This window comes from Streptomyces kanamyceticus (assembly GCF_008704495.1).
Lineage (GTDB): Bacteria > Actinomycetota > Actinomycetes > Streptomycetales > Streptomycetaceae > Streptomyces > Streptomyces kanamyceticus.
In genome coordinates this window covers 3,187,131-3,209,492 of record NZ_CP023699.1, presented here as the reverse complement: position 1 = coordinate 3,209,492, position 22,362 = coordinate 3,187,131, and the positions used below count along the sequence as shown (strand labels likewise).

Sequence of the window (22,362 nt, the reverse complement as noted above, 5' to 3'; positions counted from 1 at the left end):
CGCGAGACGTGGTGCGGGGCACCGCGCCCACTGTCCTCAGTGTCCAGTGTGCGCGGTGCCCCGGAAGAACGTACGAACTAAAGCGTACGAAACTACTTCAGGCCGGGGTACAGCGGGTGCTTGTCGGCCAGAGCGGTCACCCGGGCCTTGAGGGCCTCCGCGTCGAAGCCCGGCTTCAGGGCCTCGGCGATGACGTCGGCGACCTCACGGAAGTCGTCGGCGTCGAAGCCGCGCGTGGCGAGCGCGGGGGTGCCGATCCGCAGGCCCGACGTGACCATCGGGGGGCGCGGGTCGTTCGGGACGGCGTTGCGGTTGACCGTGATGCCGACCTCGTGGAGGCGGTCCTCGGCCTGCTGCCCGTCGAGCTCGGAGTCGCGCAGGTCCACCAGGACCAGGTGCACGTCCGTGCCGCCGGACGCCACGCCGACGCCGACGGCCTTCGCGTCGTCCTGCACCAGGCGCTCGGCCAGGATGCGGGCGCCGTCCAGGGTGCGCTCCTGTCGCTCCTTGAACTCCTCGCTCGCCGCGACCTTGAAGGAGACGGCCTTGGCCGCGATCACGTGCTCCAGAGGGCCGCCCTGGAAGCCCGGGAAGACCGCGGAGTTCAGCTTCTTCGCGAAGTCCTTGTTGCGGGCCAGGATGATGCCGCCGCGCGGGCCGCCGAGGGTCTTGTGCGTGGTGGAGGTGACCACGTCCGCGTACGGCACCGGGTTGGGGTGCAGGCCCGCGGCGACGAGCCCGGCGAAGTGCGCCATGTCGACCCACAGCTTCGCGCCGACCTCGTCGGCGATCCGGCGGAACTCCGCGAAGTCCAGCTGGCGCGGGTAGGCGGACCAGCCCGCGATGATCACCTTGGGGCTGTTCTCCTTGGCCAGGCGCTCGACCTCGGCCATGTCGACCAGACCGGCCTCGTCCACGTGGTACGCGACCACGTTGAACTGCTTGCCGGAGAAGTTCAGGCGCATGCCGTGGGTGAGGTGGCCGCCGTGCGCCAGGTCCAGGCCGAGGATCGTGTCGCCGGGCTGGGCGATCGCGAAGAGGGCGGCCTGGTTGGCGGAGGCGCCCGAGTGCGGCTGGACGTTGGCGTACTCGGCGCCGAACAGCTCCTTGACCCGGTCGATCGCGATCTGCTCGGCGACGTCGACGTGCTCGCAGCCGCCGTAGTAGCGGCGGCCGGGGTAGCCCTCGGCGTACTTGTTGGTGAGGACCGTGCCCTGGGCCTCCATGACGGCGACCGGAGCGAAGTTCTCCGAGGCGATCATTTCCAGGGTGGACTGCTGGCGGTGGAGCTCGGCGTCGACGGCGGCGGCGACGTCCGGGTCAAGCTCATGGAGAGGGGTGTTGAGAAGCGACATCACACGATCCCTATCGGTATGGGTCAGCCGGCGGTGAAGGCGGTGTACTCATCGGCGGAGAGCAGGTCGTCCGGCTCGCCGGTGATGCGCACCTTGAACAGCCAACCGCCCTCGAACGGGGCGGAGTTGACCAGCGACGGGTCCTCGACGACGTCCTGGTTGGCGGCGACGATCTCGCCGGTGACCGGGGCGTACAGGTCGCTGACCGACTTGGTCGACTCCAGCTCACCGCAGGACTCGCCCGCGGTCACGGTGTCGCCGACCTCGGGGAGCTGGGCGAAGACGACGTCACCGAGCGCGTTGGCCGCGTGCTCCGTGATGCCGACGACCGCCACGCCGTCCTCGGTGGCCGACAGCCACTCGTGCTCCTTGCTGTAACGCAGCTGCTGGGGGTTGCTCATGTCCTGAATTCTCCTGTACGCGGGGGAGTGCTGATGAACGGGGGAGCTGAGGGAAGGCCGCGGCGGCCGCGAGCGCTGTCCCCGGCGCTCGTGAAGCGTTACTTCTGACGCTTGTAGAACGGCAGCGCCACGACCTCGTACGGCTCGTGCGTGCCGCGGATGTCGACGCCGACACCCCGCGTGCCCGGCTCCGCGTGCGCCGCGTCGACGTACGCGATGGCGATGGGCTTGCCCAGCGTCGGGGACGGGGCACCCGAGGTGACCTCGCCGATGACCTTGCCGTCGGCGACCACGGAGAACCCGGCGCGCGGCACCCGGCGGCCCTCGGCGATCAGGCCCACGAGCTTGCGCGGCGGGGCGGCCTCGGCGCGCTCGGCGGCGGCCGCGAGCGCCGCGCGCCCCACGAAGGAGTCGGACTGCGAGGTCTTCTCGAACTTGACGACCCGGCCCAGGCCCGCGTCGAACGGCGTGAGGGCGGCGGTCAGCTCGTGCCCGTACAGCGGCATGCCCGCCTCCAGGCGCAGCGTGTCGCGGCAGGAGAGCCCGGCGGGGACCATGCCGACGGGCGTGCCCGCCTCCATCAGCGCGCTCCACAGCTTCTCGGCGTCGCCGGGGGAGACGAAGAGCTCGAAGCCGTCCTCGCCGGTGTAGCCCGTGCGGGCGATCAGGGCGGGGACGCCCGCGACGGTGCCGGGCAGGCCCGCGTAGTACTTGAGCCCGTCCAGGTCGGCGTCCGTGAGCGACTTCAGGATGCCGGAGGACTCGGGGCCCTGGACGGCGAGCAGCGCGTACGCGTCGCGGTCGTCGCGGACCTCGGCGTCGAACTGGGCGACCCGGTCGCTCAGCACGTCGAGGACGACCTGGGCGTTGGAGGCGTTGGCGACCACCATGTACTCGGTCTCGCCGAGCCGGTAGACGATCAGGTCGTCCAGGATCCCGCCGTCCGCGGCGACGATCATGGTGTAGCGGGCCCGGCCGAGGCCGACCGAGCCGATGTTGCCGACCAGCGCGAAGTTCAGGAAGTCCGCGGCCGCGGGGCCTGTGACGGTGATCTCGCCCATGTGCGACAGGTCGAAGAGACCGGCCTTGGTGCGCACGGCGTTGTGCTCGTCGCGCTCGCTGGCGTACCGCAGCGGCATGTCCCAGCCCGCGAAGTCGGTCATGGTCGCGCCGAGCGCGCGATGGGCGGCATCGAGGGCGGTCAGACGGGGGGCAGTGCTCATGAAGGGAACTCCCAGGGCATGACGGGCGAGGTCGATCCTCCCCATCTGTCATCGGAACCTGAGAGGTTCGCCGGGAGTGTCCCCGTACGCGGGGTACCCGGCTTGCACCTTGGGTGGGACCGCAGGAGCGGTCCGCTTTTCAGATGTGCCTCGCCCGCGCGGTACGGGGCCTGAGAGATTCAAGGGAGGGACTTGCTCCTTCGGCGCCCCAGTGCGTCGTCGGCACGTCGTCAACGTGTCGTACGACGGCTGCTGGGAACTCTCCCGCGCGGATTCAAACGGCCGGTATGGAGTTGGCGGGCACATCATTGCACGCGACCCTGCTGAGGGGGAGCCGTGGCCCGGGAATGCTCTTGTGCCGCATTACCTTCTCTTTACACTTGCCGGGGAAGCAGTACGTGACCGCTATGGGGAGGCCGATCACGGTGCGCAGCAAGGCCAGTGTCTACGCCACGACCACGGGGGTGGCGCTGCCCAAGCAGGCCATCGCCCCAGCCAGGGAGAGCTGTGTCCCGCTCCCGGTCGCCGTGGTCAGGGACCTCAGACAGCGGGCAGGACACAGCCCGCACCGCCTCACCTTCGCCGCCGGCGACCTGGTCGTCGTCTCGGGACTGCCGGGCGGCGGCAAGTCGACGCTGATGCGGCAGGCGGTCGAAGGGCCGCGCGTCGACTCCCAGGACACCCGCGACCGCTGGGCCCGCCGCATGCCGGGGCGGCTGCCGTACGCGGTCTACCGCCCCCTGGTCCGCCTCGCGCACTACGCGGGCCTGCGCCGCGTGCTGCGCTCCGGCGAGAGCGTCGTCGTACACGACTGCGGCACCCAGGCGTGGGTGCGCCGCTGGCTCGCCCGCGAGGCCGTGCGGCGCGGCACGACCCTGCACCTGCTGCTCCTCGACGTGCCCGCCGACACCGCCCTCGACGGCCAGCGGGCGCGCGGCCGCGGCGTGTCGCGGTACGCCTTCGCCCGGCACCGCAGAACGGTCGGCCGCCTGGTCGGCGCCGCCGAGCGCGGCGACCTGCCGCGCGGCTGCGGCTCCGCGGTGCTCCTGGACCGGCGGGCCGCGGGAGTGCTGCGGGGGATCGGCTTCGAGAGCTGAGCCCAGCTGAGCCCGCCGCCCGTCGGGGATAGGGTTCGAGCCGCAGGCAGAGCGGTCGCGAGCAGGGGTTGGACAGATGGACTTTCCGGCGCAGGCACATGCCCATCCGTACGGCGGATGGCCGGGCAACGAACTGGAGGAGGTGCTCGCGACCTCCCTCGGCGCCGCGGCCTCCGCGGGCGGGCGCATCGTCGAGGTGCTCGGGCGCAGCCCGATCTGGATCCCGCTGCCGAACGGCGGCGGCCCCGAGAACGGCACGCTCGACCTGCCGACGCTGGAGATCGACGGCCAGGCGTACGTCCCGGTCTTCAGCTCCGAGCAGCAGTTCCGCCAGGCCCTCGGCGACGCGGCGGACCGGATGGGCCACACCGTGGCGCCCGCCGTCGAGTTCGCGCGCGGCCTTCCCCCGCAGCTGGGCATCGCCCTGAACCCGGACGGCACCGTCGGCGTCCCGCTGCCGCCCGCGGCCGTCGCCGAGCTCTGCCGCGCCGGACGCACCCCGCTGGACGGGCCCGCGGGCGGCGGGCGGGTACGTCTGTACGAGCCGGACTGGCAGCACGACCCGGTGGACTTCCTGGCCGCGGCGGGCCGGGAGTTCGAGGCGACGGGCGTGGTGCTCACGGCGCGCCGCTGCCTGGCCGACGTCGAGACGGACGACCCGACCCTCTTCATCGGCGTCGAGCTGTCCACCTGGGACGGCAACGCGCGCGACCTGCCGATGGAGGCCCTTGCTCGGGCTCTTGGTCAGACGCCCGCGCCGTGGCCGGTGAACCTCGTGCTGCTCGACGTGGCGCAGGACCCGGTGGGCGACTGGCTGCGCGAGCGGGTGCGGCCCTTTTATCACCGCGCGGCCTGAGGCCACGTACGTCAAGTCCGCGCCGGGATCGCCGCTTAAGCTGGTTTCATGACCCGGCCGGGGCACAGTGGTGCCCGGCGACGGGGTTCGTCGGTTTCGTCATGAAGGGGCGGTTACGGGTGAGTGCGTCGGGCACGGCCGCGGGCGATGGGGTCTCCCCTGGACGGGCTGGTTCGAGCCTCGGGGGACAGGTCGAGCAGGTGCTGCGCCAGGTGACGCCGGGGCGCTACGACGCCTACGAGGCACTGCTGCGCGCGCTCGCCGCCGACCAGGTGTGGATGCTGCTCTGGCACGGCCAGGCCGGATCCCCCGACGCCCAGTACGGGAACATGGAGATCGAGGGGCTCGGTTACGCACCGTGTGTGACCTCCGCCCAGGAGCTCTCCGCGAGTGGCTGGAACCGCAGCTATGAGGTGGTGCGCGGCGTCGACGTGTCCCGCACCCTCTACCCCGACCACTACGGCCTCTGGCTCAATCCGCACGCCCCCGGCGGCGGCGTCGGCATTCCCTGGCTGGATCTGCGCCGTATCGCCTCCGGCCTGGACCTGCTGCCCGCGGGGCCGCTGAGGCTGACCGAGCCGAGCATCGAAATCCCTCAGTTCTACGCCTTGTTGACGCAGAACGCGCACCGCACGCCCGCGGTCCGCTCGCTGCGCAGGGCCTGGGTGCAGCCCGCGCTCGGTGCGCCATATCTGGCCATCGGCCTCGATGTGTACGACACGTCGCCGCCGTCGGTCGACGCGGTGCGCACGATGATGCAGCAGTCCATCGGGGCCGTGCCCGAGGGTCTTCCCGTGTCGACCGTCGCGATGTCGGACGAGGACGACCCGGTCGCGATGTGGCTGCGCGCGAACGCCCGGCCGTTCTACGACCGCGAGGCCCAGGCGGCTCCCGCGCCCGCCGGTGGGTACGGCTACCCCGCGCAGTACTGATCCGCGCCACATCGCCGTACTGATCCGCGCCACTCACCACACATCGCGGTACTGATCAGCGAGAACGGGCGTGATGTCCGTTCTGATGCGGGTGGGGCCCTATGGGTTCCTGTGCCGCCTTGCACCCCAACTGCCCCGTGTTCGACCCTCGTTCACTCGCGTCCGGATAACGGAACACCTCGATCAGCATCACGTTTACGCATCCTTTCACCGCCAAGGCTGGTAACAGATCGCGACGGGCATGAAGACTCCCGCTCCAAGGGGCCTTCGCCCCTGTGTACGACGGACTGATCACGTCGCTACAGCGGCAAGTGCGGGCCGGTCACCACCGGTTGAGAGGGGTCCCTGCCACGATGACGGCACCATTGCATGACACACCTGCGGACGCGGACCCGACCGAGGACGTCGCCCCCGCAGTTGATGCAGGGGTGAAGAAGGTCGAGGGTCGGTCCCTCAAGCAGATCGCCTGGAACCGCCTGAAGCGGGACAAGGTCGCCCTGGCCGGCGGCATCACGGTGCTGGTCCTGGTGCTTGTCGCCATCTTCGCGCCCCTGATCGTGAGCCTGCTGGGGCATCCGCCCAACGACTTCCACCAGGACAAGCTCGACGAGCTGACCAACCTGCCCAAGGGCGCGCTCGGCGGAGTGAGCAGCGACTTCCTCTTCGGGGTCGAGCCCAACAAGGGCCGCGACGTCTTCAGCCGCATCGTCTACGGCGCGCGGATCTCGCTCCTCGTGGCGTTCCTCGCGGCCATCGTCGCCGTGGCGCTCGGCACGCTCTTCGGGATCATCGCCGGTTACTTCGGCGGCTGGGTCGACGCGCTGATCAGCCGCGTGATGGACGTGCTGCTCTCGTTCCCGCAGCTGCTCTTCATCATCTCCCTGGTCTCCGTCCTGCCGGACGACCTGCTCGGACTCACGGGCACCAGCGTGCGCGTCGCGATCCTCGTGATGGTCATCGGCTTCTTCGGCTGGCCGTACGTCGGGCGCATCGTCCGAGGCCAGACGCTTTCGCTCCGTGAGCGCGAGTACGTCGAAGCGGCCCGCAGCCTCGGCGGCGGCCGACGCCACATCCTCTTCCGCGAGCTGCTGCCCAACCTGGTCGCCCCCATCACCGTCTACGCGACGCTGATGATCCCGACCAACATCCTCACGGAGGCGGCCCTCAGCTTCCTCGGCGCCGGCGTCAAGCCGCCGACGGCCTCGTGGGGCGGCATGCTGCGCGACGCGCTCGAAACCTACGAGCACGATCCGATGTTCATGGTCTTCCCGGGCGTGACGATCTTCATCACGGTCCTGGCCTTCAACCTCTTCGGCGACGGGCTGCGGGACGCGCTCGACCCGAAGGGGACGCGCTAGAAGTCCTCAACTGACTTGCCCCTGCCGCACGTCAGGTGGCTCTCCCCATGGTTCTCCGGCAGCTCATGGCCAGGGACCGCGAATCTCGGAGGTTACGAGAAAATGCCCACAGTTTCCTCGAAACGACGGCTCACCGCTGGTGCGGCCCTCGTCGTCGCGGCGCTGGTGACCACCACGGCCTGCGGCAGCGGTGACGGTGACGGCGACGGCGGTAAGGGTGCCGGTTACAACGCGGCGCTCGACAAGGTCGCCAACGCGTCCAAGAAGAAGGGGGGGACGCTGAAGATGGTCGGCAAGCAGGACCTCGACTCCGCCGACCCCCAGCGTGCCTACTACGGCATGTCGTGGGACTTCATGCGCTTCTACACCCGCCAGTTGGTGTCCTACGACACCAAGCCGGGCAAGGGCGGCACGAAGCTGGTCCCGGACCTCGCGACCTCCACCGCGAAGATCTCCGACGACGGCAAGACCTACACGTACAAGCTGCGTGACGGCGTCACCTGGGAGGACGGCTCGAAGCTGACCTCCAAGGACGTCAAGTACGGCATCGAGCGCGCCTGGGCGACGGACACCATCACCGGTGGTCCCGGCTACATCCGCCAGACGCTCGACCCCAAGAAGGAGTACAAGGGGCCGTACAAGGACAAGGGCGGTCTGAAGGCGATCGAGACGCCGGACGACCAGACGATCATCTTCAAGCTGCCCAAGCGCAACGGTGACTTCGAGCAGTTCCTGGCCATGCCCACCGGTTCGCCGGTGAAGGAGGCCAAGGACACGAAGGCCAAGTACACGCAGCGGCCGTTCTCCGCGGGGCCTTACAAGTTCCAGGAGTACAAGTCCAACAAGAAGATCGTGTTGGTCCGCAACGACAAGTGGAAGAAGTCCTCGGACCCGATCCGCGCCGCGCTGCCCGACAAGATCGACGTGACGATCTCCGCCAACCTGGAGGAGAACGACAAGAAGCTGATGGAGGGCGACTTCGACGTCGACCTCAACGGCACGGGCATGACCCAGTCCGGCCGCGTCACCGCGGTCTCGGACCACCGTGCCAACGTCGACAACATGCACACGTCCTTCGTGCGCTACGTCGCGCTGATCCACACGGCGAAGCCGTTCGACAACGAGCACTGCCGCAAGGCGGTCTTCTACGCCACGGACTTCGCGAGCCTGCAGCAGACCCGCGGCGGCAAGGTCGCGGCCGGTGACATCGCCAACAGCACCTTCCCGGTGGCGATCCCCGGTCACAGCGACTACGACCCGTACGGCGTCCTCAAGCGCAAGGGCAAGCCGGACCTGGCCAAGGCCAAGGACGAGCTGAAGCAGTGCAAGATGCCGAACGGCTTCAGCACCAAGCTCACCGCGCGCAACAACAACCCGGGTGAGGTCGACGCCGCCGAGGCGCTCCAGGCCCAGCTCGCGAAGGCCAACATCAAGGTCGACGTCGACGCCCTCGACGGTGCCGACACCTCCAGCATCACCGGCTCGCCCTCCGTCGTGAAGAAGCGCGGCTACGGCATGACGATGAGTGGCTGGGGCCCCGACTTCCCGTCGGGTCAGGGTTACGCGCAGCCGCTGTTCGACAGCCGCTTCCTGAACCCGACCGGTAACTACAACGAGTCCCAGATCAAGGACAAGAAGATCGACGGGCTCTTCGACAAGGCGATCGCCGAGACCGACCCGGTCAAGGCGGGCGAGGTCTACAAGGAGCTCGACAAGCGGATCCTGGACCAGGCCGACTGGATGCCCTTCCTCTACGAGAAGAACATCACCTGGCGCGGTTCGAGGCTCACCAACGCCTACATGTCCGACGCGTACAACGGTCGTTACGACTACGTCTCGCTCGGCGTCGTCAAGTAACCGCCTCAAGTAACTGCCTTTGCAGTACCAGTAGTTGATTGACCGTCACATCGCCGCCGAATCCCGCCAGTCCGAAGGGCAGGTGATGGCCCCGGGCGATGACCGGGACCCCTCACAAGGGGGTCCCGGTCACCGCCGGGCCGCGCACAGTGCTTGCTTATCTCATCCGGCGCCTGATCGCCGTAATCATCATGGTGCTGGTCGTACTGCTCGCGACCTTCACCGTCTTCTTCATGCTGCCCAAGTGGGCGGGACAGGACATCGCCGTCCTCTTCGCCGGCAAGGCCACCGGAGCCGAGCAGATCGAAGGCATCCGGACCAAACTCGGACTCGACGATCCACTTCTCGTCCAGTTCTGGGACTTCGTCAAGGGCATCCCGATGGGGCGCGACTACGTCAACGGAAGTGACGTCACGCACTGCCCCGCGCCCTGCTTCGGTTACTCCTTCCGCACCGAGGCGCCCGTCTGGGAGACCCTCAAGGACGCGCTGCCCGTCACCGCCGCGCTCGCCGCCGGGGCCTGCGTCCTGTGGCTCGCCGCGGGTGTCGCCACCGGTGTGGTCTCCGCGCTCAAGCGGGGTTCCTTCTGGGACCGCGCCGCGATGACCACCGCCCTCGCCGGTGTCTCGCTCCCCGTCTTCTTCACCGGCATGATCGCGATGGGGGTCTTCGTCCACCAGCTCGGGTGGGTGAAGATCGCGGACAGCCTCAGTACCGACGACTCACCAGGGGTCTGGCTGGAGACCCTGATCCTGCCGTGGATCGTTCTAGCCTTCCTGAACGCGGCGATGTACGCCCGCCTCACCAGAGCCACCATGCTCGAAGTGCTCGGCGAGGACTACATCCGCACCGCCCGAGCCAAGGGCCTCGGCGAGGCGACCGTCATCCGCAAGCACGCGCTGCGCTCCGCGATGACCCCGATCCTCACCGTCTTCGGACTCGACCTCGGTGTCCTGATGGGCGGCGCGGTGCTCACCGAGTCCACGTTCAACCTGCCGGGGCTGGGCCTCGAAGCGGTCAGGGCCATCAGCAGCAAGGACCTGCCCGTCATTCTCGGCGTGACCCTGTGCGCGGCGCTCGCGATCGCCGTGGCCAACCTCGTCGTCGACCTTATGTACGCCGTCATCGACCCGCGAGTGAGGCTGGGATGACCGAACTGTCCAAGAGCGGAGCCGCGGTGGGCGAACCCGTCGCCGCGAACTCGCCCGCTCCCTCCGCCTTCCTGGAGGTGCGCGACCTCAAGGTGCACTTCCCGACCGACGACGGCCTGGTCAAGTCCGTCGACGGGCTCAGCTTCCAGCTGGAGAAGGGCAAGACCCTCGGCATCGTGGGCGAGTCCGGATCCGGCAAGTCGGTGACCTCGCTCGGCATCCTCGGCCTGCACACCGCCGGTCAGTACGGCGCCCGCAGGGCGCAGATCTCCGGTGAGATCTGGCTGGACGGCACCGAGCTGCTGAGCGCCCCGCCGGACGAGGTGCGCAAGCTGCGCGGCCGCGAGATGGCGATGATCTTCCAGGACCCGCTCTCCGCGCTGCACCCGTACTACTCCATCGGCAAGCAGATCACCGAGGCGTACCGGGTCCACAACGGCGTCGACAAGAAGACCGCCCGCAAGCGGGCGATCGAGATGCTCGACCGGGTCGGGATCCCTCAGCCGGACAAGCGCGTCGACTCCTACCCGCACGAGTTCTCCGGCGGCATGCGCCAGCGCGCGATGATCGCGATGGCCCTGGTCAACAACCCCGAGCTGCTCATCGCGGACGAGCCGACCACCGCCCTCGACGTGACCGTCCAGGCGCAGATCCTCGACCTCATCCGGGACCTGCAGAAGGAGTTCGGCTCCGCCGTCATCATGATCACGCACGACCTGGGCGTGGTCGCCGAGATGGCGGACGAGCTCCTGGTCATGTACGGCGGCCGGTGCGTCGAGCGCGGCACGGCGGAGAAGGTCTTCTACGAACCCCAGCACCCCTACACCTGGGGCCTGTTGGGCTCGATGCCGCGCATCGACCGCGAGGAGACCGAGCGCCTCATCCCGGTCAAGGGATCCCCGCCCAGCCTGATCAACCTGCCGAGCGGCTGCGCCTTCAACCCGCGCTGCCCCTACGCGGACATCCCCAAGGACCAGATCACCCGCAAGGAGCGCCCCGAACTGCGCGAGGTGGCCGCGGGGCACTACACCGCCTGCCACATGGGGCAGGAAGAGCGCACCCGGATCTGGACCGAAGAGATTGCGCCGAAGCTGTGAAAGACGACGTGAAGGGCCGTGAGATGACGATCCCGGCGCAGACGAAGGGCTCGCCAGAGCCGCTGCTCAAGGTCGACGGCCTGGTGAAGCACTTCCCCATCAAGAAGGGGCTGCTCCAGCGTCAGGTGGCGGCGGTGCAGGCGGTCGACGGGCTCTCCTTCGACGTACGCCCCGGTGAGACGCTCGGCGTGGTCGGCGAGTCCGGCTGCGGCAAGTCGACGATGGGCCGTCTCATCACGCGCCTGCTCGAACCGACCGGCGGCCGCGTCGAGTTCGAGGGCACGGACATCACGCACCTGAACACCGCCGGGATGCGTCCGCTGCGCCGCGACGTGCAGATGATCTTCCAGGACCCGTACTCGTCGCTGAACCCGCGGCACACCATCGGCACGATCGTCGGCGCGCCCTTCAAGCTCCAGGGCGTCAAGCCCGAGGGCGGCGTGCGCAAGACCGTGCAGGAGATGCTGGAGCGCGTCGGGCTCAACCCCGAGCACTACAACCGCTATCCGCACGAGTTCTCCGGCGGTCAGCGCCAGCGCATCGGCATCGCGCGGGCGCTGGCGCTCCGGCCGAAGCTGGTCGTGGCCGACGAGCCGGTCTCCGCGCTCGACGTGTCCATCCAGGCCCAGGTGGTCAACCTCCTGGACGACCTCCAGGACGAGCTCGGCCTGACGTACGTGATCATCGCGCACGACCTCTCGGTGATCCGGCACGTCTCGGACCGCATCGCGGTGATGTACCTCGGCAAGATCGTGGAGCTGGCGGACCGCAAGGACCTCTACTCCACGCCGATGCACCCGTACACCAAGGCGCTGCTCTCCGCGGTGCCGGTGCCCGACCCGCGGCGGCGCGGCGCCAAGAGCGAGCGCATCCTGCTCCGCGGCGACGTGCCCTCGCCGATCGACCCGCCCACCGGCTGCCGCTTCCACACGCGGTGCTGGAAGGCGACGGAGATCTGCAAGACGAAGGAGCCGCCGCTCCTCACGCTCGGCACCGGGCACCAGGTGGCGTGCCACCACCCGGAGAACGCCGACGACCAGGCCCCGCAGGACACCACGCTGCTCTCGGTCGCCAAGGAGGCGATCGACGTGGTGACGGTGGTGCCCAAGGCGGAGGAGACCGCCGAGGCCGAGGAGTCCGCCGAGGCCGAGGCGAAGCCGGAGGCCACGGTTTCCAAGGGCGAGGCTTCGAAGGACAAGGGTCAGAAGTCGACTGACGGATAAGGCAAGTTGACCCGGACAAACTACGCGTCCTGGGTCATGTACATGCCCTAGCGGGAGAGTGCAGAGTCTGCGTGTCCGGATCCTCGGACACCCCATCGGAACGCGTTCGAAGGGAAGACTCATGGCACTCTCCCGTTCGGCACGTCTGGGAGCGCTCGCGACCGCGGCGCTCTCCTTCTGTCTGATCGCCGCGGCCCCCGCGCCCCAGCCCGGCGCCGACGGCGTCGGCGATCCGTACTTCCCCCAGCTCGGCAACGGCGGCTTCGACGTACGCCATTACGGTCTCGACATCGCCTACGACCCCGACACCGACCGCCTCGAAGGCCGCACCACCATCACCGCGCGCGCCACCCAGAACCTGTCGTCCTTCGACCTCGACCTGCAGAAGCTGACGGTCACCCGCATCGAGGTGAACGGCAGACGCGCCGAGTTCACGCGCGCGGGCGACGAGATCCGCATCACGCCGCGCGACGCCCTGGGCAAGAACAAGAACTTCACGGTGACCGTCACCTACGGCGGCGTGCCCGAACCGCTCACCGGCCCCATCGTCTTCGGCTCCGACTACGGCTGGATGAAGACCGGCGACGGCGTCTTCGTGGCCTGCGAGCCGAACGCCGCGTCCACCTGGTTCCCGTCCAGCGACCACCCCTCCGACAAGGCCGCCTTCGACATCCGCATCAAGGCGCCCAAGGGCCTCACCTCGGTCTCCAACGGCCGCCTCGTCGACACGTACGACAAGGGAGGCCAGACCGTCGCCCACTGGCGCGAGTCCACGCCCATGGCGACCTATCTCGCGACCGCCACCATCGGCAAGTTCGACGTGAAGAAGGGCACGACCCCGGGCGGGACCCCGATCTACGTCGCCATCGACCCCGTCCTGGAGAACAGCAACAACGTCGACGTGTACGGCGTCACGGCCGAGGTCACCGACTACTGGTCGAAGGTCTTCGGCCCCTACCCCTTCGAGGAGACCGGCGCGATCGTCGACGACATGCCGCAGGCGGGCTTCTCCCTGGAGACCCAGACCAAGCCGGTGTACTCCGCGATCCGCAGCGAGTCGACCATCGCCCACGAGCTCGCCCACCAGTGGTTCGGCGACTCGGTGTCGGTCGAGAAGTGGAACCACATCTGGCTCAACGAGGGCTTCGCGACCTACTCCCAGTGGCTGTGGAGCGAGCACAAGGGCACCCAGACCGCCCATGACGCCTTCCTCGCGAGCTACAACTCGCGCCCCGCCGACTCGGCCTTCTGGCAGATCGTCGTCGGCGACCCGCAGCGCGACACCATGTTCGCCTCCGCCGTCTACCAGCGCGGCGCGATGACGCTCCAGGTGCTCAGGGAACGCATCGGCGACAAGGACTTCTTCGCGCTCCTCAAGGCCTGGACGAAGCAGCACCGGAACGGGAACGCGACCACCGCCGACTTCGTGCGGCTCGCCGAGAAGATCTCCGGCGAGCAGCTCGACGACCTCTTCGACACCTGGCTCTTCACTAAGGGGAAGCCGGCGCTTCCGGCGCGGTGATCCGCCAGGCTCCGACCTCGCGGTACCCGGAGTCGTACACCGTTTCGCCGTCACCGGGCGCCAGGGCGTAGTGCCGCAGATTGCCGCCCCAGTAGCGCAGGATCCGGCCCAGCTCATCGGCGGCCTTCCCCTCGAAGGCCGCCTCACCCATGTCGACCTCCAGCACGAATTTCATTTCCCGTACCCCTTTCGCCGTCCGGTCGCTTCAACTTTCTCATTGAAGTGCTTTAGGAGACTTTTCCGGGCGGAGCCCTTGTAGGCACGGCCTGTAGGACGAGAAAGTCTCAACTCCCGGCGAAGGCGGCGCCGGTGCCGTGCCGCGCGCGGGTAAGAATGGCGCGTGCTCCAGGATCTGTTCACGCCCTCCGTCCAGCACGCGCTCGACATCGTGGGGATCTTCGTCTTCGCGATCTCCGGCGCGCTGCTCGCCGTGCGCAAGAACTTCGACGTCTTCGGCATCGCCGTCCTCGCCGAGGTCACCGCGCTGGGCGGCGGCCTCTTCAGGGACCTGGTCATCGGGGCGGTCCCACCGGCCGCCTTCACCGACCTCGGGTACTTCATCACCCCGCTGTTCGCGGCCCTCCTGGTCTTCTTCCTGCACCCGGAGGTGGAGCGCACCCAGCTCGCGGTGAACATCTTCGACGCGGCGGGGCTCGGCCTCTTCTGCGTCGCGGGCACGACCAAGGCGTACGACTACGGCCTCGGCCTCACCGCGTCGGCGGCCCTCGGCCTGATGACCGCGGTGGGCGGCGGCGTGCTGCGCGACATCGTCGCCAACGAAGTGCCCTCGCTGGTCCGCTGGGACCGCGATCTGTACGCGGTCCCCGCCATCGTGGGCGCGACGATGGTCGCCCTGTGCATCCGCTTCGAGATGCTGACGGCCTTCACCAGCGGCCTCGCCGTGGTGACGGCGTTCGTCCTGCGGCTGCTCGCGCTGCACTACCACTGGCGGGCGCCGAGGGCGTGGAACCGGCGGTCGACGGCGGTGGAGGCGGAGGTCGAGGAGACGCCGTAGCGGGGGCGGCGCGGGCCCCGGCGGGGTCCGGTTGCTATCCGGCAGAAAAAGCTACCGCTCAGTAGTTTCGTGTTGTACGTTGCTGGCATGGCAACGGCAGCATCCCTCTCCGCATCGGCCTCCGGCTCGGCGCCCGGCCCGGCCTCCGGCTCGGCATCCGCGAGCATCGGCGACAGCGAGTTCGACCGCGACACCGCCGTCGTCCGCCGCGAGCCCGGCGTCCACGACACCGAGCTCTCCGCCGGGTGGACGATCTTCGGCGCCGTCAACGGCGGCTATCTCCTGGCCGTCGTCGGCCGCGCGCTCGCCGACACCCTGCCGCACTCCGACCCGTTCACCGTCTCCGCGCACTACCTCACCGCCTCCCGCCCGGGCCCTGCCGTGATCCGCACGGACGTGGTGCGCGACGGCCGCTCGCTCTCCACCGGACAGGCCTCGCTCTTCCAGTACGACGACGAGGGCCGTGAGGTCGAGCGGATCCGCGTGCTCGCCTCCTACGGCGACCTCGACGCGCTCCCCGACGACGTCCGCACGACGGCCGAGGCGCCCGCGATCCCGCCGGTCGAGCAGTGCTTCGGCGCCGAGGACGCGCCCGGTGAGGGGCCGGTGCCCGGTGGCTCGCCCATCGCCGAGCGGCTCTTCCTCAAGCTCGACCCGGCGACGCTGGGCTGGGCGCTCGGCCAGCCGTCGGGCAAGGGGGAGATGCGGGGCTGGTTCGGTCTCGCCGACGGCCGCGACGCGGACCCGCTGTCCCTGCTCCTCGCGGTCGACGCGCTGCCGCCGACCGCCTTCGAACTGGGCCTGATGGGCTGGGTGCCGACCGTGGAACTGACGGTCCACATCCGCTGCCGTCCGGCCCCGGGTCCGGTGCGCGTCTCGATCACCACGCGGAACCTCGCGGGCGGCTTCCTGGAGGAGGACGCGGAGGTCTGGGACAGCGCGGGGCGTCTGGTGGCGCAGTCGCGGCAGCTGGCGCGTGCGCTGAAGTCGTAGGCGGCGACGCCGGGCGCTGAGGGATCCTTGAGCGTGTGAAGTCCGACCGGCTGCTCTCGATCCTGCTGCTGCTCCAGACCCGTGGGCGGGTGCCCGCGCACGAGCTCGCCGAGCGGCTCGAAGTCTCCGTCCGCACGATCTACCGGGACGTCGAGGCCCTGTCCGCCTCCGGCGTCCCGGTGTACGCCGAGCGGGGACGGCACGGCGGCATCGAACTGCTCGCCGGGTTCCGCACGGACGTGACGGGTCTGACCGCCGACGAGTCGCGGGCGCTGTTCATCCTCGCCGCCGAGGGCACGCACGCCGCCCTCGGCCTGGACGCGGCGCTCGGCTCCGCGCTGCGCAAGGTCATGGCCGCGCTGCCCGAACCGCACCGGCCCGCCGCCGAGTTGACCAGCCGCCGCATCCTGGTGGACGCCTCGCGCTGGATGCGGGGCCCTGGGCCCGCCGTCGACCTGGAGACCCTCCAGGACGCGGTCTTCGCCGACCGGCGACTGCGCCTGCGTTACCGGCACGGCGGCGACGCGGAGCCGAAGTCGTACACCGTGGACCCCTACGGCCTCGTGTCCAAGGCGGGCGTCTGGTACCTGGTCGCCGACCGGCGCGGGGAGCCGCGCCTCTTCCGCGCCGACCGGGTCCGCTCCGCGACGCTCACGGACGCGCCGGTGCGCCGCCGCCCCGGGGTCGACCTCGCCGACGCCTGGGCCGCGTTGAAGCGCCAGGTCGAGGAGCGGCCCGGTGGCATCGTGGTGACCGCCCGGGTGCGCAGGGCCCGCTTCGACCAGTTCCTGCGCATCAACGGCAACACGCTCGTGGAGCAGCCTGCCGACGACGGCACGAGCGAATGGATCACCGTCCGCCTCGAATTCGGCCATCCGGGTTCGACCAAGATGCTGCTGCCGTTCACCGACCACGTGGAGGTGCTCTCGCCGCCGGAGATCCGCGCGGAACTCGCCCGCGGCGCCGCCGCCGTCACCGCGCTGTACGGGCCTCCCGAGGAACCCGGGTCCGCAGGAAGCGGCTCAGCTCGCCCGTGAGTTCGGCGGGCGCGTCCTCCTGTACGAGGTGTCCCGCGCCCTCGATGAGCCGCAGCTCGGCGCCGGGGATCGCCTCGGCGAGCTCATGCCCGCGCGCCACCGGGATCCAGGTGTCGTCCGTGCCCCAGCAGATCAGCACGGGCAGGTCCAACTCGCCGTACCTGGACTGGATCTCGTCGGTGTAGCGCTGGTCGTTCTGCTCGATCTGCCGGTAGAACGCGGGCCTGCCCTCCTCGGTGCACCAGGGCGCCACGAGCCGCTCGAGCACGGCGGGGTGCAGCCCCCGGTGGCTCGCGGAACCCACGTACTCGCGGACGAGCGCCTCGTGCAGGGCGGGCGGCAGCTGCCCGAACACCTCGGCGTGCGCGCCGAGCAGCCGGTAGGTGGGGGAGCCCCAGGGGGCGAGCGCCACCGGGTCGACGAGGGCGAGGCGTTCGTAGCGGGCGCCGTGCAGCAGGTGGGCGCGCAGGCTGACGCAGCCGCCGAAGTCATGGGCGAGGACGGCGGGCCGCTCAAGGCCCCAGTGGGCGAGCAGTTCGGTGAGCACGCGGGCCTGCGCGGCGAGCGTGACGTCCTGTCCCGCGCTCATCTCGGACGCGCCGTATCCGGCCAAGTCCCATGCGTACACGCGGTGTTCGCGGGAGAGGGCGCGGGCCACGCCCCGCCAGACGTACGAGGAGAAGGGGGTGCCGTGGACCAGGACGACGGGCGGCGCGTCGGCGGGGCCGAGCGCGGTCCAGCGGACGGTGCCGGACGAGCTGTCGAAGCTGTGGTCGAGGGTCCAGTTCTCGCGGGTCTCGAGGGTCTCGCGGGCGTCGTGGTTCTCGCGGGCGGTCGTCATGAGCGTAGAGGGTAATTGCCCCTTACTTCCATGTCGAGGTCATCGGCCGTCCAGCCAGTGGCCGCGCCCCAGGCTCACCAGGCGCAACTGGCGGCGCGCGGTGTCCGCCACGGTCTCCTCGGTGCCGGGCGGTGCCTCCAGGAACGCCGAAGCGGTCATCACCATGTGGTCGACGTACATCCCCGCGAGCATGAGCAGGTCGTCGTCGCTCCAGCCCGCCGACTCCGGCTCCTTGGCGAACTGGTCGCACACCTCCCGTGCGAACAGGACGAGTTGGCCGCCGATCGCGGCCCGCACCGGCTGGACGCCGCCGTGCCGCTCGCGGGCGATGAAGCGGACGTGCGCCGGGTGCGTCCGGACGTACGCGGCGATCGCCTCCACGGTGGCGGAGATGCGTTCCTCGCCGTCCCCGGTCGCCGCGAGGAGCGCCCCGATCGTCGTGTGCAGACTGCCGAGCGCCTCCTCGACCAGCGCCACGCCCAGGTCGGCGGTGTCGCGGAAGTGCCGGTAGAAGGCGGTGGGGGCGACGCCCACGGTCCGGGTGACCTCGCGCAGACCCAGGCTGCTCAGGCTCTGCTCCTCGAGGAGGCTCAGGGCCGCGTCGAGGAGGGCCTGGCGGGTCTTCTGCTTCTGGGCCTGCCGGGGGCCGAGGGTGTGACTCATGCCATTCAGTTAACAGCTGTTCTCCGAGATTCGGAAGCCGGAGAGGGAGTAGACTCCTCAGTCAGTGAACAGTTGTTACCACAAGCGTTCACCGAATCGAGAGGGACCTGATCTCATGCTCTTCCTTGTCGCCGCCCTCCTGCTGCTTGGTGTCGCCATGGGTTCCGTGGCCCACGCCCCACTGCCGGTCACCCTCGTCGCCGCCGCCGTCATCGGCGTCTGGCTCACGGTCTTCGCGATCCGCGAGCGCCGGGCGCGCCACCACTGATCCGTACGACACCTCCACCTGTCAGGAGTCGCACCATGGCACTCATCGCTGATCGAGCCGCTGGACGAACTGCTGAAGACCGCCCCGTCGGCAGGCGGGACGCCGACGGGATGGCCGTCGCCTCCTTCGTCCTCGGCCTGCTCGGACTGCTCGTCCTCAACCTCTTCCTCGGTCCGGTCGCCATCGTCCTCGCGGGCCTGGCCCTGTGGCGCGGCACCACCCGCAGGGGCCGCGCGCTGCTCGGTCTCGGGCTCGGCGTGGCCGACCTCGTCGTGCTCGCCGCACTCGTCTCCATGGACAACACCGTGTCCTGGAGTCTCGCAGGCTGATACCACCCGGTCGTCCGACCCCGCGCGGCTCGTAGAATCGTGCGCACCATGGCCTACCTCGACCACGCAGCGACCACCCCGATGCTTCCGGAGGCGATCGCGGCGATGACCGCGCAGATCGCCGTCACAGGCAACGCCTCCTCGCTGCACGCGGCGGGGCGCCGAGCGCGGCGTACCGTCGAGGAGGCCCGCGAGACGCTCGCCGCCTCGCTCGGCGCCCGCCCCAGCGAGGTGGTCTTCACCTCCGGCGGCACCGAGGCCGACAACCTCGCGGTGAAGGGCCTGTACTGGGCCCGCCGCGACGCGGAACCGGCCCGCACCCGCGTCCTGTCCAGCCCCGTCGAACACCACGCCGTCCTCGACGCCGTGCACTGGCTCGGTGAGCACGAGGGCGCCACCGTCGAGTACCTGCCGGTCGACCGCTACGGCCGCGTGCACCCCGACGCGCTGCGCACGGCCATCGAACGCAACCCCGACGACGTCGCCCTCGCCACCGTCATGTGGGCCAACAACGAGATCGGCACGATCCAGCCGGTCCGTGAACTGGCCGATGTCGCCGCCGAGTTCGGCGTCCCGCTGCACGCCGACGCCGTGCAGGCGTACGGCCAGCTCCCCGTCGACTTCGGTGCGTCGGGCCTTGCCGCGATGACCGTCTCCGGCCACAAGATCGGCGGCCCGTACGGCATCGGCGCGCTGCTGCTCGGGCGCGAGTACAGCCCCGTGCCCGTGCTGCACGGCGGCGGCCAGGAGCGGCACGTGCGCTCGGGGACGCTCGACGTGCCCGCCATCGCCGCGTTCGCCGTCGCGGGCGAGCACGCCGCCGCGCACCGCGAGCGGTTCGCCGCCGAGATCGGGGCGCTCCGCGACGACCTGGTGGCTTCGGTCCGCTCGACGGTCCCCGAGGCGATCCTCGGCGGCGACCCCTCCCCGGCGGGCCGCCTCGCCGCCAACGCGCACTTCACCTTCCCCGGCTGCGAGGGCGACTCGCTCCTGCTGCTGCTCGACGCGCAGGGCATCGAGTGCTCCACGGGCTCGGCGTGCACGGCGGGCGTGGCCCAGCCGAGCCACGTCCTGCTGGCCACGGGCACCGACCCGGACCTGGCGCGCGGCACGCTGCGCTTCTCGCTGGGCCACACCTCGACGAAGGCGGACGTGGACGCGGTGGCGGCGGCGATCGGCCCGGCGGTGGAACGGGCGAGGTCGGCGGGGCTGAGCTAGACCGGCTTCTCCGGCTTCTCCGCGGCGGGCTTCTTGGTTCTCTTGGGGCGGTTGCGCTCGGTCCGCACCATGCTGATGTAACGGTCCCAGTCCCAGTACGGACCCGGGTCCGTGTGGTCCGTGCCCGGCACCTCCACGTGGCCGATGATGTGCTCACGGTCCACCGGAATGTCGTACCGCTCACATATCCCCGCGGTGAGCCTCGCGGACCCCGCGTACATCGCGTCGGTGAACGACGACTTCCGGTCGACGAAGCCCTCGTGCTCGATGCCGATGCTGCGCTCGTTGTAGCTCTTGTTGCCCGCGTGGAACGCCACGTCCAGCTCGCGGATCATCTGCGCCACGTGCCCGTCCGCGCGCACCACGTAGTGCGCGGCCGCGCCGTGCGCCGGGTCCTGGAAGACGCGCAGCGCCGTGCGGTAGCTGCCCTGGACGACGTGGATGACGACGCGGTCGATCGGGTAGTCGTCCGGGCGGTCCGCGCGCCGCCAGTTGTAGTCCGACGCGGCGACCCACTGCGCGCCCCGGGCGTCGACCTCGCCCTCCTCGCGCCTCTTGACCACGCCGGGCATCCGCCACCACAAGCGGCCGAGCTCGTCCTTGGCGAGCACAGCGGTGCCGACGGCGGCCGCGGCGCCGCCGATCAGCAGCGTCCGCCGGTCGATGCCCCGCCGCTCGGGCTTCTGTCGCGCGCCCTCGGTTTCTTCCCCCATGTGATCGTCAACGCTTACTCACGGGCATACGGTTCCCGTCGCCCCGTACCCTGTAAGGGCTATGACTTTGACCGAGACCCCGCAGCGTGCCCCGCGCCCCCTCCGTGTCCTGGCCGCCATGTCCGGCGGCGTGGACTCCGCCGTCGCCGCCGCCCGCGCCGCCGAAGCCGGACACGACGTGACAGGAGTGCACCTCGCACTCTCGGCGAATCCGCAATCGTTCCGCACGGGCGCCCGGGGCTGTTGCACCATCGAGGACTCGCGCGACGCCCGCCGCGCCGCCGACGTCATCGGCATCCCGTTCTACGTGTGGGACCTCGCCGAGCGGTTCCGCGAGGACGTGGTCGAGGACTTCGTCGCGGAGTACGAGGCGGGCCGCACGCCCAACCCGTGCCTGCGGTGCAACGAGAAGATCAAGTTCGCCGCGCTGCTCGACAAGGCCCTTGCCCTCGGCTTCGACGCGGTCGTCACCGGGCACTACGCCCAGGTGATCGTCCACGAGGACGGCTCCCGCGAGCTGCACCGCGCCTCCGACATGGCCAAGGACCAGAGCTACGTCCTCGGGGTGCTCGACGAGAGGCAGCTGGCCCACGCGATGTTCCCCCTCGGTGACACGGTCACCACCAAGGAGGAGATCCGCGCGGAGGCCGAGCTGCGCGGTCTCGCCGTCGCCAAGAAGCCCGACAGCCACGACATCTGCTTCATCGCCGACGGCGACACCCAGGGCTTCCTCGCCGCCCGCCTGGGCAAGGCGGAGGGCGACATCGTGGACGCCGAAGGCACCAAGCTCGGCACGCACGAGGGCGCGTACGGCTACACGATCGGCCAGCGCAAGGGCCTGCGGATCGGCACCCCGGCCCCCGACGGCAAGCCGCGCTACGTCCTGGACATCTCCCCGGTGGACAACACCGTGACGGTCGGCCCCGCCGCCGCCCTCGACGTGACGGGACTGACCGCGATCAAGCCCCGCTGGTGCGGCCTGGCGCCCACCGGACCCGGCACGTACACGGCGCAGCTGCGGGCGCACGGCGGCGAGACGGAGGTGACCGCCGAGCTCGTCGACGGCACCCTGAACGTCTCCTTCGACGAGCCCGTGCGCGGCGTGGCCCCCGGCCAGGCGATCGTGCTCTACGACGGCACGCGCGTGGTCGGCTCGGCGACGATCGCCACTACGGAGAGGGCGACGGCCGCGGTGTAGCAGGCCGTCCAGCCG

General features: G+C 70.1%; 23 protein-coding genes and 2 riboswitches. Of the genes, 16 read left to right on the top strand and 7 right to left on the bottom strand.

Annotation, left to right across the window (positions count from 1 at the left end):
* Nucleotides 1-92: 92 nt before the first annotated feature.
* The 3 genes from glyA to gcvT all read right to left on the bottom strand — a co-directional run bounded on the left by glyA (nucleotide 93) and on the right by gcvT (nucleotide 2,979).
* On the bottom strand, nucleotides 93-1,355 hold the full coding sequence (gene glyA / locus CP970_RS12870) for a serine hydroxymethyltransferase (RefSeq protein ID WP_055544825.1): 1,263 nt from the start codon (nucleotides 1,353-1,355) through the stop codon (nucleotides 93-95).
* Nucleotides 1,356-1,378: 23 nt separating this feature from the next.
* Complete coding sequence (gene gcvH, locus CP970_RS12865) at nucleotides 1,379-1,756, bottom strand: glycine cleavage system protein GcvH (protein WP_055544824.1); 378 nt, start codon at nucleotides 1,754-1,756, stop codon at nucleotides 1,379-1,381.
* 98 nt (nucleotides 1,757-1,854) lie between these two features.
* Nucleotides 1,855-2,979 (bottom strand): glycine cleavage system aminomethyltransferase GcvT, encoded by a 1,125-nt coding sequence (gcvT, locus tag CP970_RS12860; RefSeq protein ID WP_055544823.1) that lies wholly within the window; start codon nucleotides 2,977-2,979, stop codon nucleotides 1,855-1,857.
* A gap of 35 nt (nucleotides 2,980-3,014) precedes the next feature.
* Nucleotides 3,015-3,128, bottom strand: a riboswitch (glycine riboswitch).
* A riboswitch (glycine riboswitch) is annotated at nucleotides 3,129-3,256 on the bottom strand.
* A gap of 130 nt (nucleotides 3,257-3,386) precedes the next feature.
* On the opposite strand from gcvT, the gene CP970_RS12855 reads away from it, so the two are divergent.
* From CP970_RS12855 to CP970_RS12815, 9 genes are all read left to right on the top strand, one after another.
* Entirely contained in the window at nucleotides 3,387-4,076 is a 690-nt protein-coding gene (locus tag CP970_RS12855; protein ID WP_191095049.1) for an AAA family ATPase, read from the top strand.
* Between the two features lie 76 nt (nucleotides 4,077-4,152).
* Nucleotides 4,153-4,932, top strand: coding sequence for an enhanced serine sensitivity protein SseB (locus CP970_RS12850; RefSeq protein WP_055544822.1), 780 nt, complete (start codon nucleotides 4,153-4,155; stop codon nucleotides 4,930-4,932).
* A 119-nt stretch (nucleotides 4,933-5,051) separates the two neighbouring features.
* Nucleotides 5,052-5,864, top strand: a complete 813-nt coding sequence (locus CP970_RS12845; protein WP_398655005.1) for an enhanced serine sensitivity protein SseB C-terminal domain-containing protein — start codon at nucleotides 5,052-5,054, stop codon at nucleotides 5,862-5,864.
* A 353-nt stretch (nucleotides 5,865-6,217) separates the two neighbouring features.
* A complete protein-coding gene (locus tag CP970_RS12840; protein ID WP_055544820.1) occupies nucleotides 6,218-7,222 on the top strand; it encodes an ABC transporter permease in 1,005 nt (334 codons plus the stop codon).
* A gap of 102 nt (nucleotides 7,223-7,324) precedes the next feature.
* Complete coding sequence (locus CP970_RS12835; RefSeq protein WP_055544819.1) at nucleotides 7,325-9,079, top strand: ABC transporter substrate-binding protein; 1,755 nt, start codon at nucleotides 7,325-7,327, stop codon at nucleotides 9,077-9,079.
* 149 nt (nucleotides 9,080-9,228) lie between these two features.
* Complete coding sequence (locus tag CP970_RS12830) at nucleotides 9,229-10,230, top strand: ABC transporter permease (RefSeq protein WP_055544833.1); 1,002 nt, start codon at nucleotides 9,229-9,231, stop codon at nucleotides 10,228-10,230.
* The gene (locus tag CP970_RS12825) at nucleotides 10,227-11,327 is read left to right on the top strand and encodes an ABC transporter ATP-binding protein (protein WP_055544818.1); all 1,101 of its coding nucleotides are present in this window, start codon (nucleotides 10,227-10,229) and stop codon (nucleotides 11,325-11,327) included. Before CP970_RS12830 ends, CP970_RS12825 begins: the two co-directional genes overlap by 4 nt.
* Nucleotides 11,328-11,350: 23 nt before the next feature.
* Nucleotides 11,351-12,550 carry an ABC transporter ATP-binding protein gene (locus CP970_RS12820; protein WP_055544832.1) on the top strand — a complete coding sequence of 400 codons (1,200 nt, stop codon included), beginning with the start codon at nucleotides 11,351-11,353 and terminating at the stop codon, nucleotides 12,548-12,550.
* A 121-nt stretch (nucleotides 12,551-12,671) separates the two neighbouring features.
* Nucleotides 12,672-14,072 (top strand): M1 family metallopeptidase, encoded by a 1,401-nt coding sequence (locus CP970_RS12815; protein WP_055544817.1) that lies wholly within the window; start codon nucleotides 12,672-12,674, stop codon nucleotides 14,070-14,072.
* On the opposite strand, the gene CP970_RS12810 is transcribed toward CP970_RS12815, so the two are convergent.
* Nucleotides 14,041-14,247: a hypothetical protein gene (locus tag CP970_RS12810; RefSeq protein WP_055544816.1), complete on the bottom strand. Its 207-nt coding sequence runs from the start codon at nucleotides 14,245-14,247 to the stop codon at nucleotides 14,041-14,043. The two genes, CP970_RS12815 and CP970_RS12810, sit on opposite strands and share 32 nt — an antisense overlap.
* Nucleotides 14,248-14,412: 165 nt before the next feature.
* On the opposite strand from CP970_RS12810, the gene CP970_RS12805 reads away from it, so the two are divergent.
* The 3 genes from CP970_RS12805 to CP970_RS12795 all read left to right on the top strand — a co-directional run bounded on the left by CP970_RS12805 (nucleotide 14,413) and on the right by CP970_RS12795 (nucleotide 17,117).
* Nucleotides 14,413-15,087, top strand: coding sequence for a trimeric intracellular cation channel family protein (locus tag CP970_RS12805; protein WP_055544815.1), 675 nt, complete (start codon nucleotides 14,413-14,415; stop codon nucleotides 15,085-15,087).
* A gap of 87 nt (nucleotides 15,088-15,174) precedes the next feature.
* Complete coding sequence (locus CP970_RS12800) at nucleotides 15,175-16,080, top strand: thioesterase family protein (protein ID WP_055544814.1); 906 nt, start codon at nucleotides 15,175-15,177, stop codon at nucleotides 16,078-16,080.
* Nucleotides 16,081-16,115: 35 nt separating this feature from the next.
* A complete protein-coding gene (locus tag CP970_RS12795) occupies nucleotides 16,116-17,117 on the top strand; it encodes a helix-turn-helix transcriptional regulator (protein WP_055544813.1) in 1,002 nt (333 codons plus the stop codon).
* Here the strand turns inward: CP970_RS12795 and CP970_RS12790 are convergent.
* Both CP970_RS12790 and CP970_RS12785 read right to left on the bottom strand, forming a co-directional pair.
* A complete protein-coding gene (locus tag CP970_RS12790) occupies nucleotides 17,053-17,958 on the bottom strand; it encodes an alpha/beta fold hydrolase (RefSeq protein ID WP_055544812.1) in 906 nt (301 codons plus the stop codon). The genes CP970_RS12795 and CP970_RS12790 overlap by 65 nt on opposite strands.
* A 39-nt stretch (nucleotides 17,959-17,997) precedes the next feature.
* Complete coding sequence (locus CP970_RS12785; RefSeq protein ID WP_055544811.1) at nucleotides 17,998-18,621, bottom strand: TetR family transcriptional regulator; 624 nt, start codon at nucleotides 18,619-18,621, stop codon at nucleotides 17,998-18,000.
* Nucleotides 18,622-18,736: 115 nt separating this feature from the next.
* Here CP970_RS12785 and CP970_RS44175 point away from each other — a divergent pair, with 115 nt between their 5' ends.
* The 3 genes from CP970_RS44175 to CP970_RS12775 are packed head-to-tail and all read left to right on the top strand — an operon-like array spanning nucleotide 18,737 to nucleotide 20,436.
* On the top strand, nucleotides 18,737-18,889 hold the full coding sequence (locus tag CP970_RS44175; RefSeq protein ID WP_098244930.1) for a hypothetical protein: 153 nt from the start codon (nucleotides 18,737-18,739) through the stop codon (nucleotides 18,887-18,889).
* A 35-nt stretch (nucleotides 18,890-18,924) separates the two neighbouring features.
* Nucleotides 18,925-19,218: a hypothetical protein gene (locus tag CP970_RS12780; RefSeq protein ID WP_055544810.1), complete on the top strand. Its 294-nt coding sequence runs from the start codon at nucleotides 18,925-18,927 to the stop codon at nucleotides 19,216-19,218.
* 48 nt (nucleotides 19,219-19,266) lie between these two features.
* Nucleotides 19,267-20,436, top strand: coding sequence for a cysteine desulfurase family protein (locus CP970_RS12775; RefSeq protein ID WP_055544809.1), 1,170 nt, complete (start codon nucleotides 19,267-19,269; stop codon nucleotides 20,434-20,436).
* Here the strand turns inward: CP970_RS12775 and CP970_RS12770 are convergent.
* Nucleotides 20,433-21,149, bottom strand: a complete 717-nt coding sequence (locus tag CP970_RS12770) for an N-acetylmuramoyl-L-alanine amidase (protein WP_055544808.1) — start codon at nucleotides 21,147-21,149, stop codon at nucleotides 20,433-20,435. The two genes, CP970_RS12775 and CP970_RS12770, sit on opposite strands and share 4 nt — an antisense overlap.
* Before the next feature lie 67 nt (nucleotides 21,150-21,216).
* Here CP970_RS12770 and mnmA point away from each other — a divergent pair, with 67 nt between their 5' ends.
* Nucleotides 21,217-22,347, top strand: a complete 1,131-nt coding sequence (gene mnmA, locus CP970_RS12765; protein ID WP_055544807.1) for a tRNA 2-thiouridine(34) synthase MnmA — start codon at nucleotides 21,217-21,219, stop codon at nucleotides 22,345-22,347.
* Nucleotides 22,348-22,362 lie beyond the last annotated feature (15 nt).

Bases quoted from the DNA above. Each gene is read 5' to 3' on its own strand.
- CP970_RS44175 (WP_098244930.1), top strand. From the start codon at position 18,737: ATGCTCTTCCTTGTCGCCGCCCTCCTGCTGCTTGGTGTCGCCATGGGT.
- CP970_RS12770 (WP_055544808.1), bottom strand. From the start codon at position 21,149: ATGGGGGAAGAAACCGAGGGCGCGCGACAGAAGCCCGAGCGGCGGGGC.
- gcvT (WP_055544823.1), bottom strand. From the start codon at position 2,979: ATGAGCACTGCCCCCCGTCTGACCGCCCTCGATGCCGCCCATCGCGCG.
- CP970_RS12780 (WP_055544810.1), top strand. From the start codon at position 18,925: ATGGCACTCATCGCTGATCGAGCCGCTGGACGAACTGCTGAAGACCGC.
- CP970_RS12790 (WP_055544812.1), bottom strand. From the start codon at position 17,958: ATGACGACCGCCCGCGAGAACCACGACGCCCGCGAGACCCTCGAGACC.
- CP970_RS12775 (WP_055544809.1), top strand. From the start codon at position 19,267: ATGGCCTACCTCGACCACGCAGCGACCACCCCGATGCTTCCGGAGGCG.
- CP970_RS12785 (WP_055544811.1), bottom strand. From the start codon at position 18,621: ATGAGTCACACCCTCGGCCCCCGGCAGGCCCAGAAGCAGAAGACCCGC.
- CP970_RS12840 (WP_055544820.1), top strand. From the start codon at position 6,218: ATGACGGCACCATTGCATGACACACCTGCGGACGCGGACCCGACCGAG.
- CP970_RS12815 (WP_055544817.1), top strand. From the start codon at position 12,672: ATGGCACTCTCCCGTTCGGCACGTCTGGGAGCGCTCGCGACCGCGGCG.
- CP970_RS12825 (WP_055544818.1), top strand. From the start codon at position 10,227: ATGACCGAACTGTCCAAGAGCGGAGCCGCGGTGGGCGAACCCGTCGCC.
- CP970_RS12855 (WP_191095049.1), top strand. From the start codon at position 3,387: ATGGGGAGGCCGATCACGGTGCGCAGCAAGGCCAGTGTCTACGCCACG.
- CP970_RS12820 (WP_055544832.1), top strand. From the start codon at position 11,351: ATGACGATCCCGGCGCAGACGAAGGGCTCGCCAGAGCCGCTGCTCAAG.
- CP970_RS12800 (WP_055544814.1), top strand. From the start codon at position 15,175: ATGGCAACGGCAGCATCCCTCTCCGCATCGGCCTCCGGCTCGGCGCCC.
- glyA (WP_055544825.1), bottom strand. From the start codon at position 1,355: ATGTCGCTTCTCAACACCCCTCTCCATGAGCTTGACCCGGACGTCGCC.
- CP970_RS12850 (WP_055544822.1), top strand. From the start codon at position 4,153: ATGGACTTTCCGGCGCAGGCACATGCCCATCCGTACGGCGGATGGCCG.
- gcvH (WP_055544824.1), bottom strand. From the start codon at position 1,756: ATGAGCAACCCCCAGCAGCTGCGTTACAGCAAGGAGCACGAGTGGCTG.
- CP970_RS12810 (WP_055544816.1), bottom strand. From the start codon at position 14,247: ATGAAATTCGTGCTGGAGGTCGACATGGGTGAGGCGGCCTTCGAGGGG.
- CP970_RS12835 (WP_055544819.1), top strand. From the start codon at position 7,325: ATGCCCACAGTTTCCTCGAAACGACGGCTCACCGCTGGTGCGGCCCTC.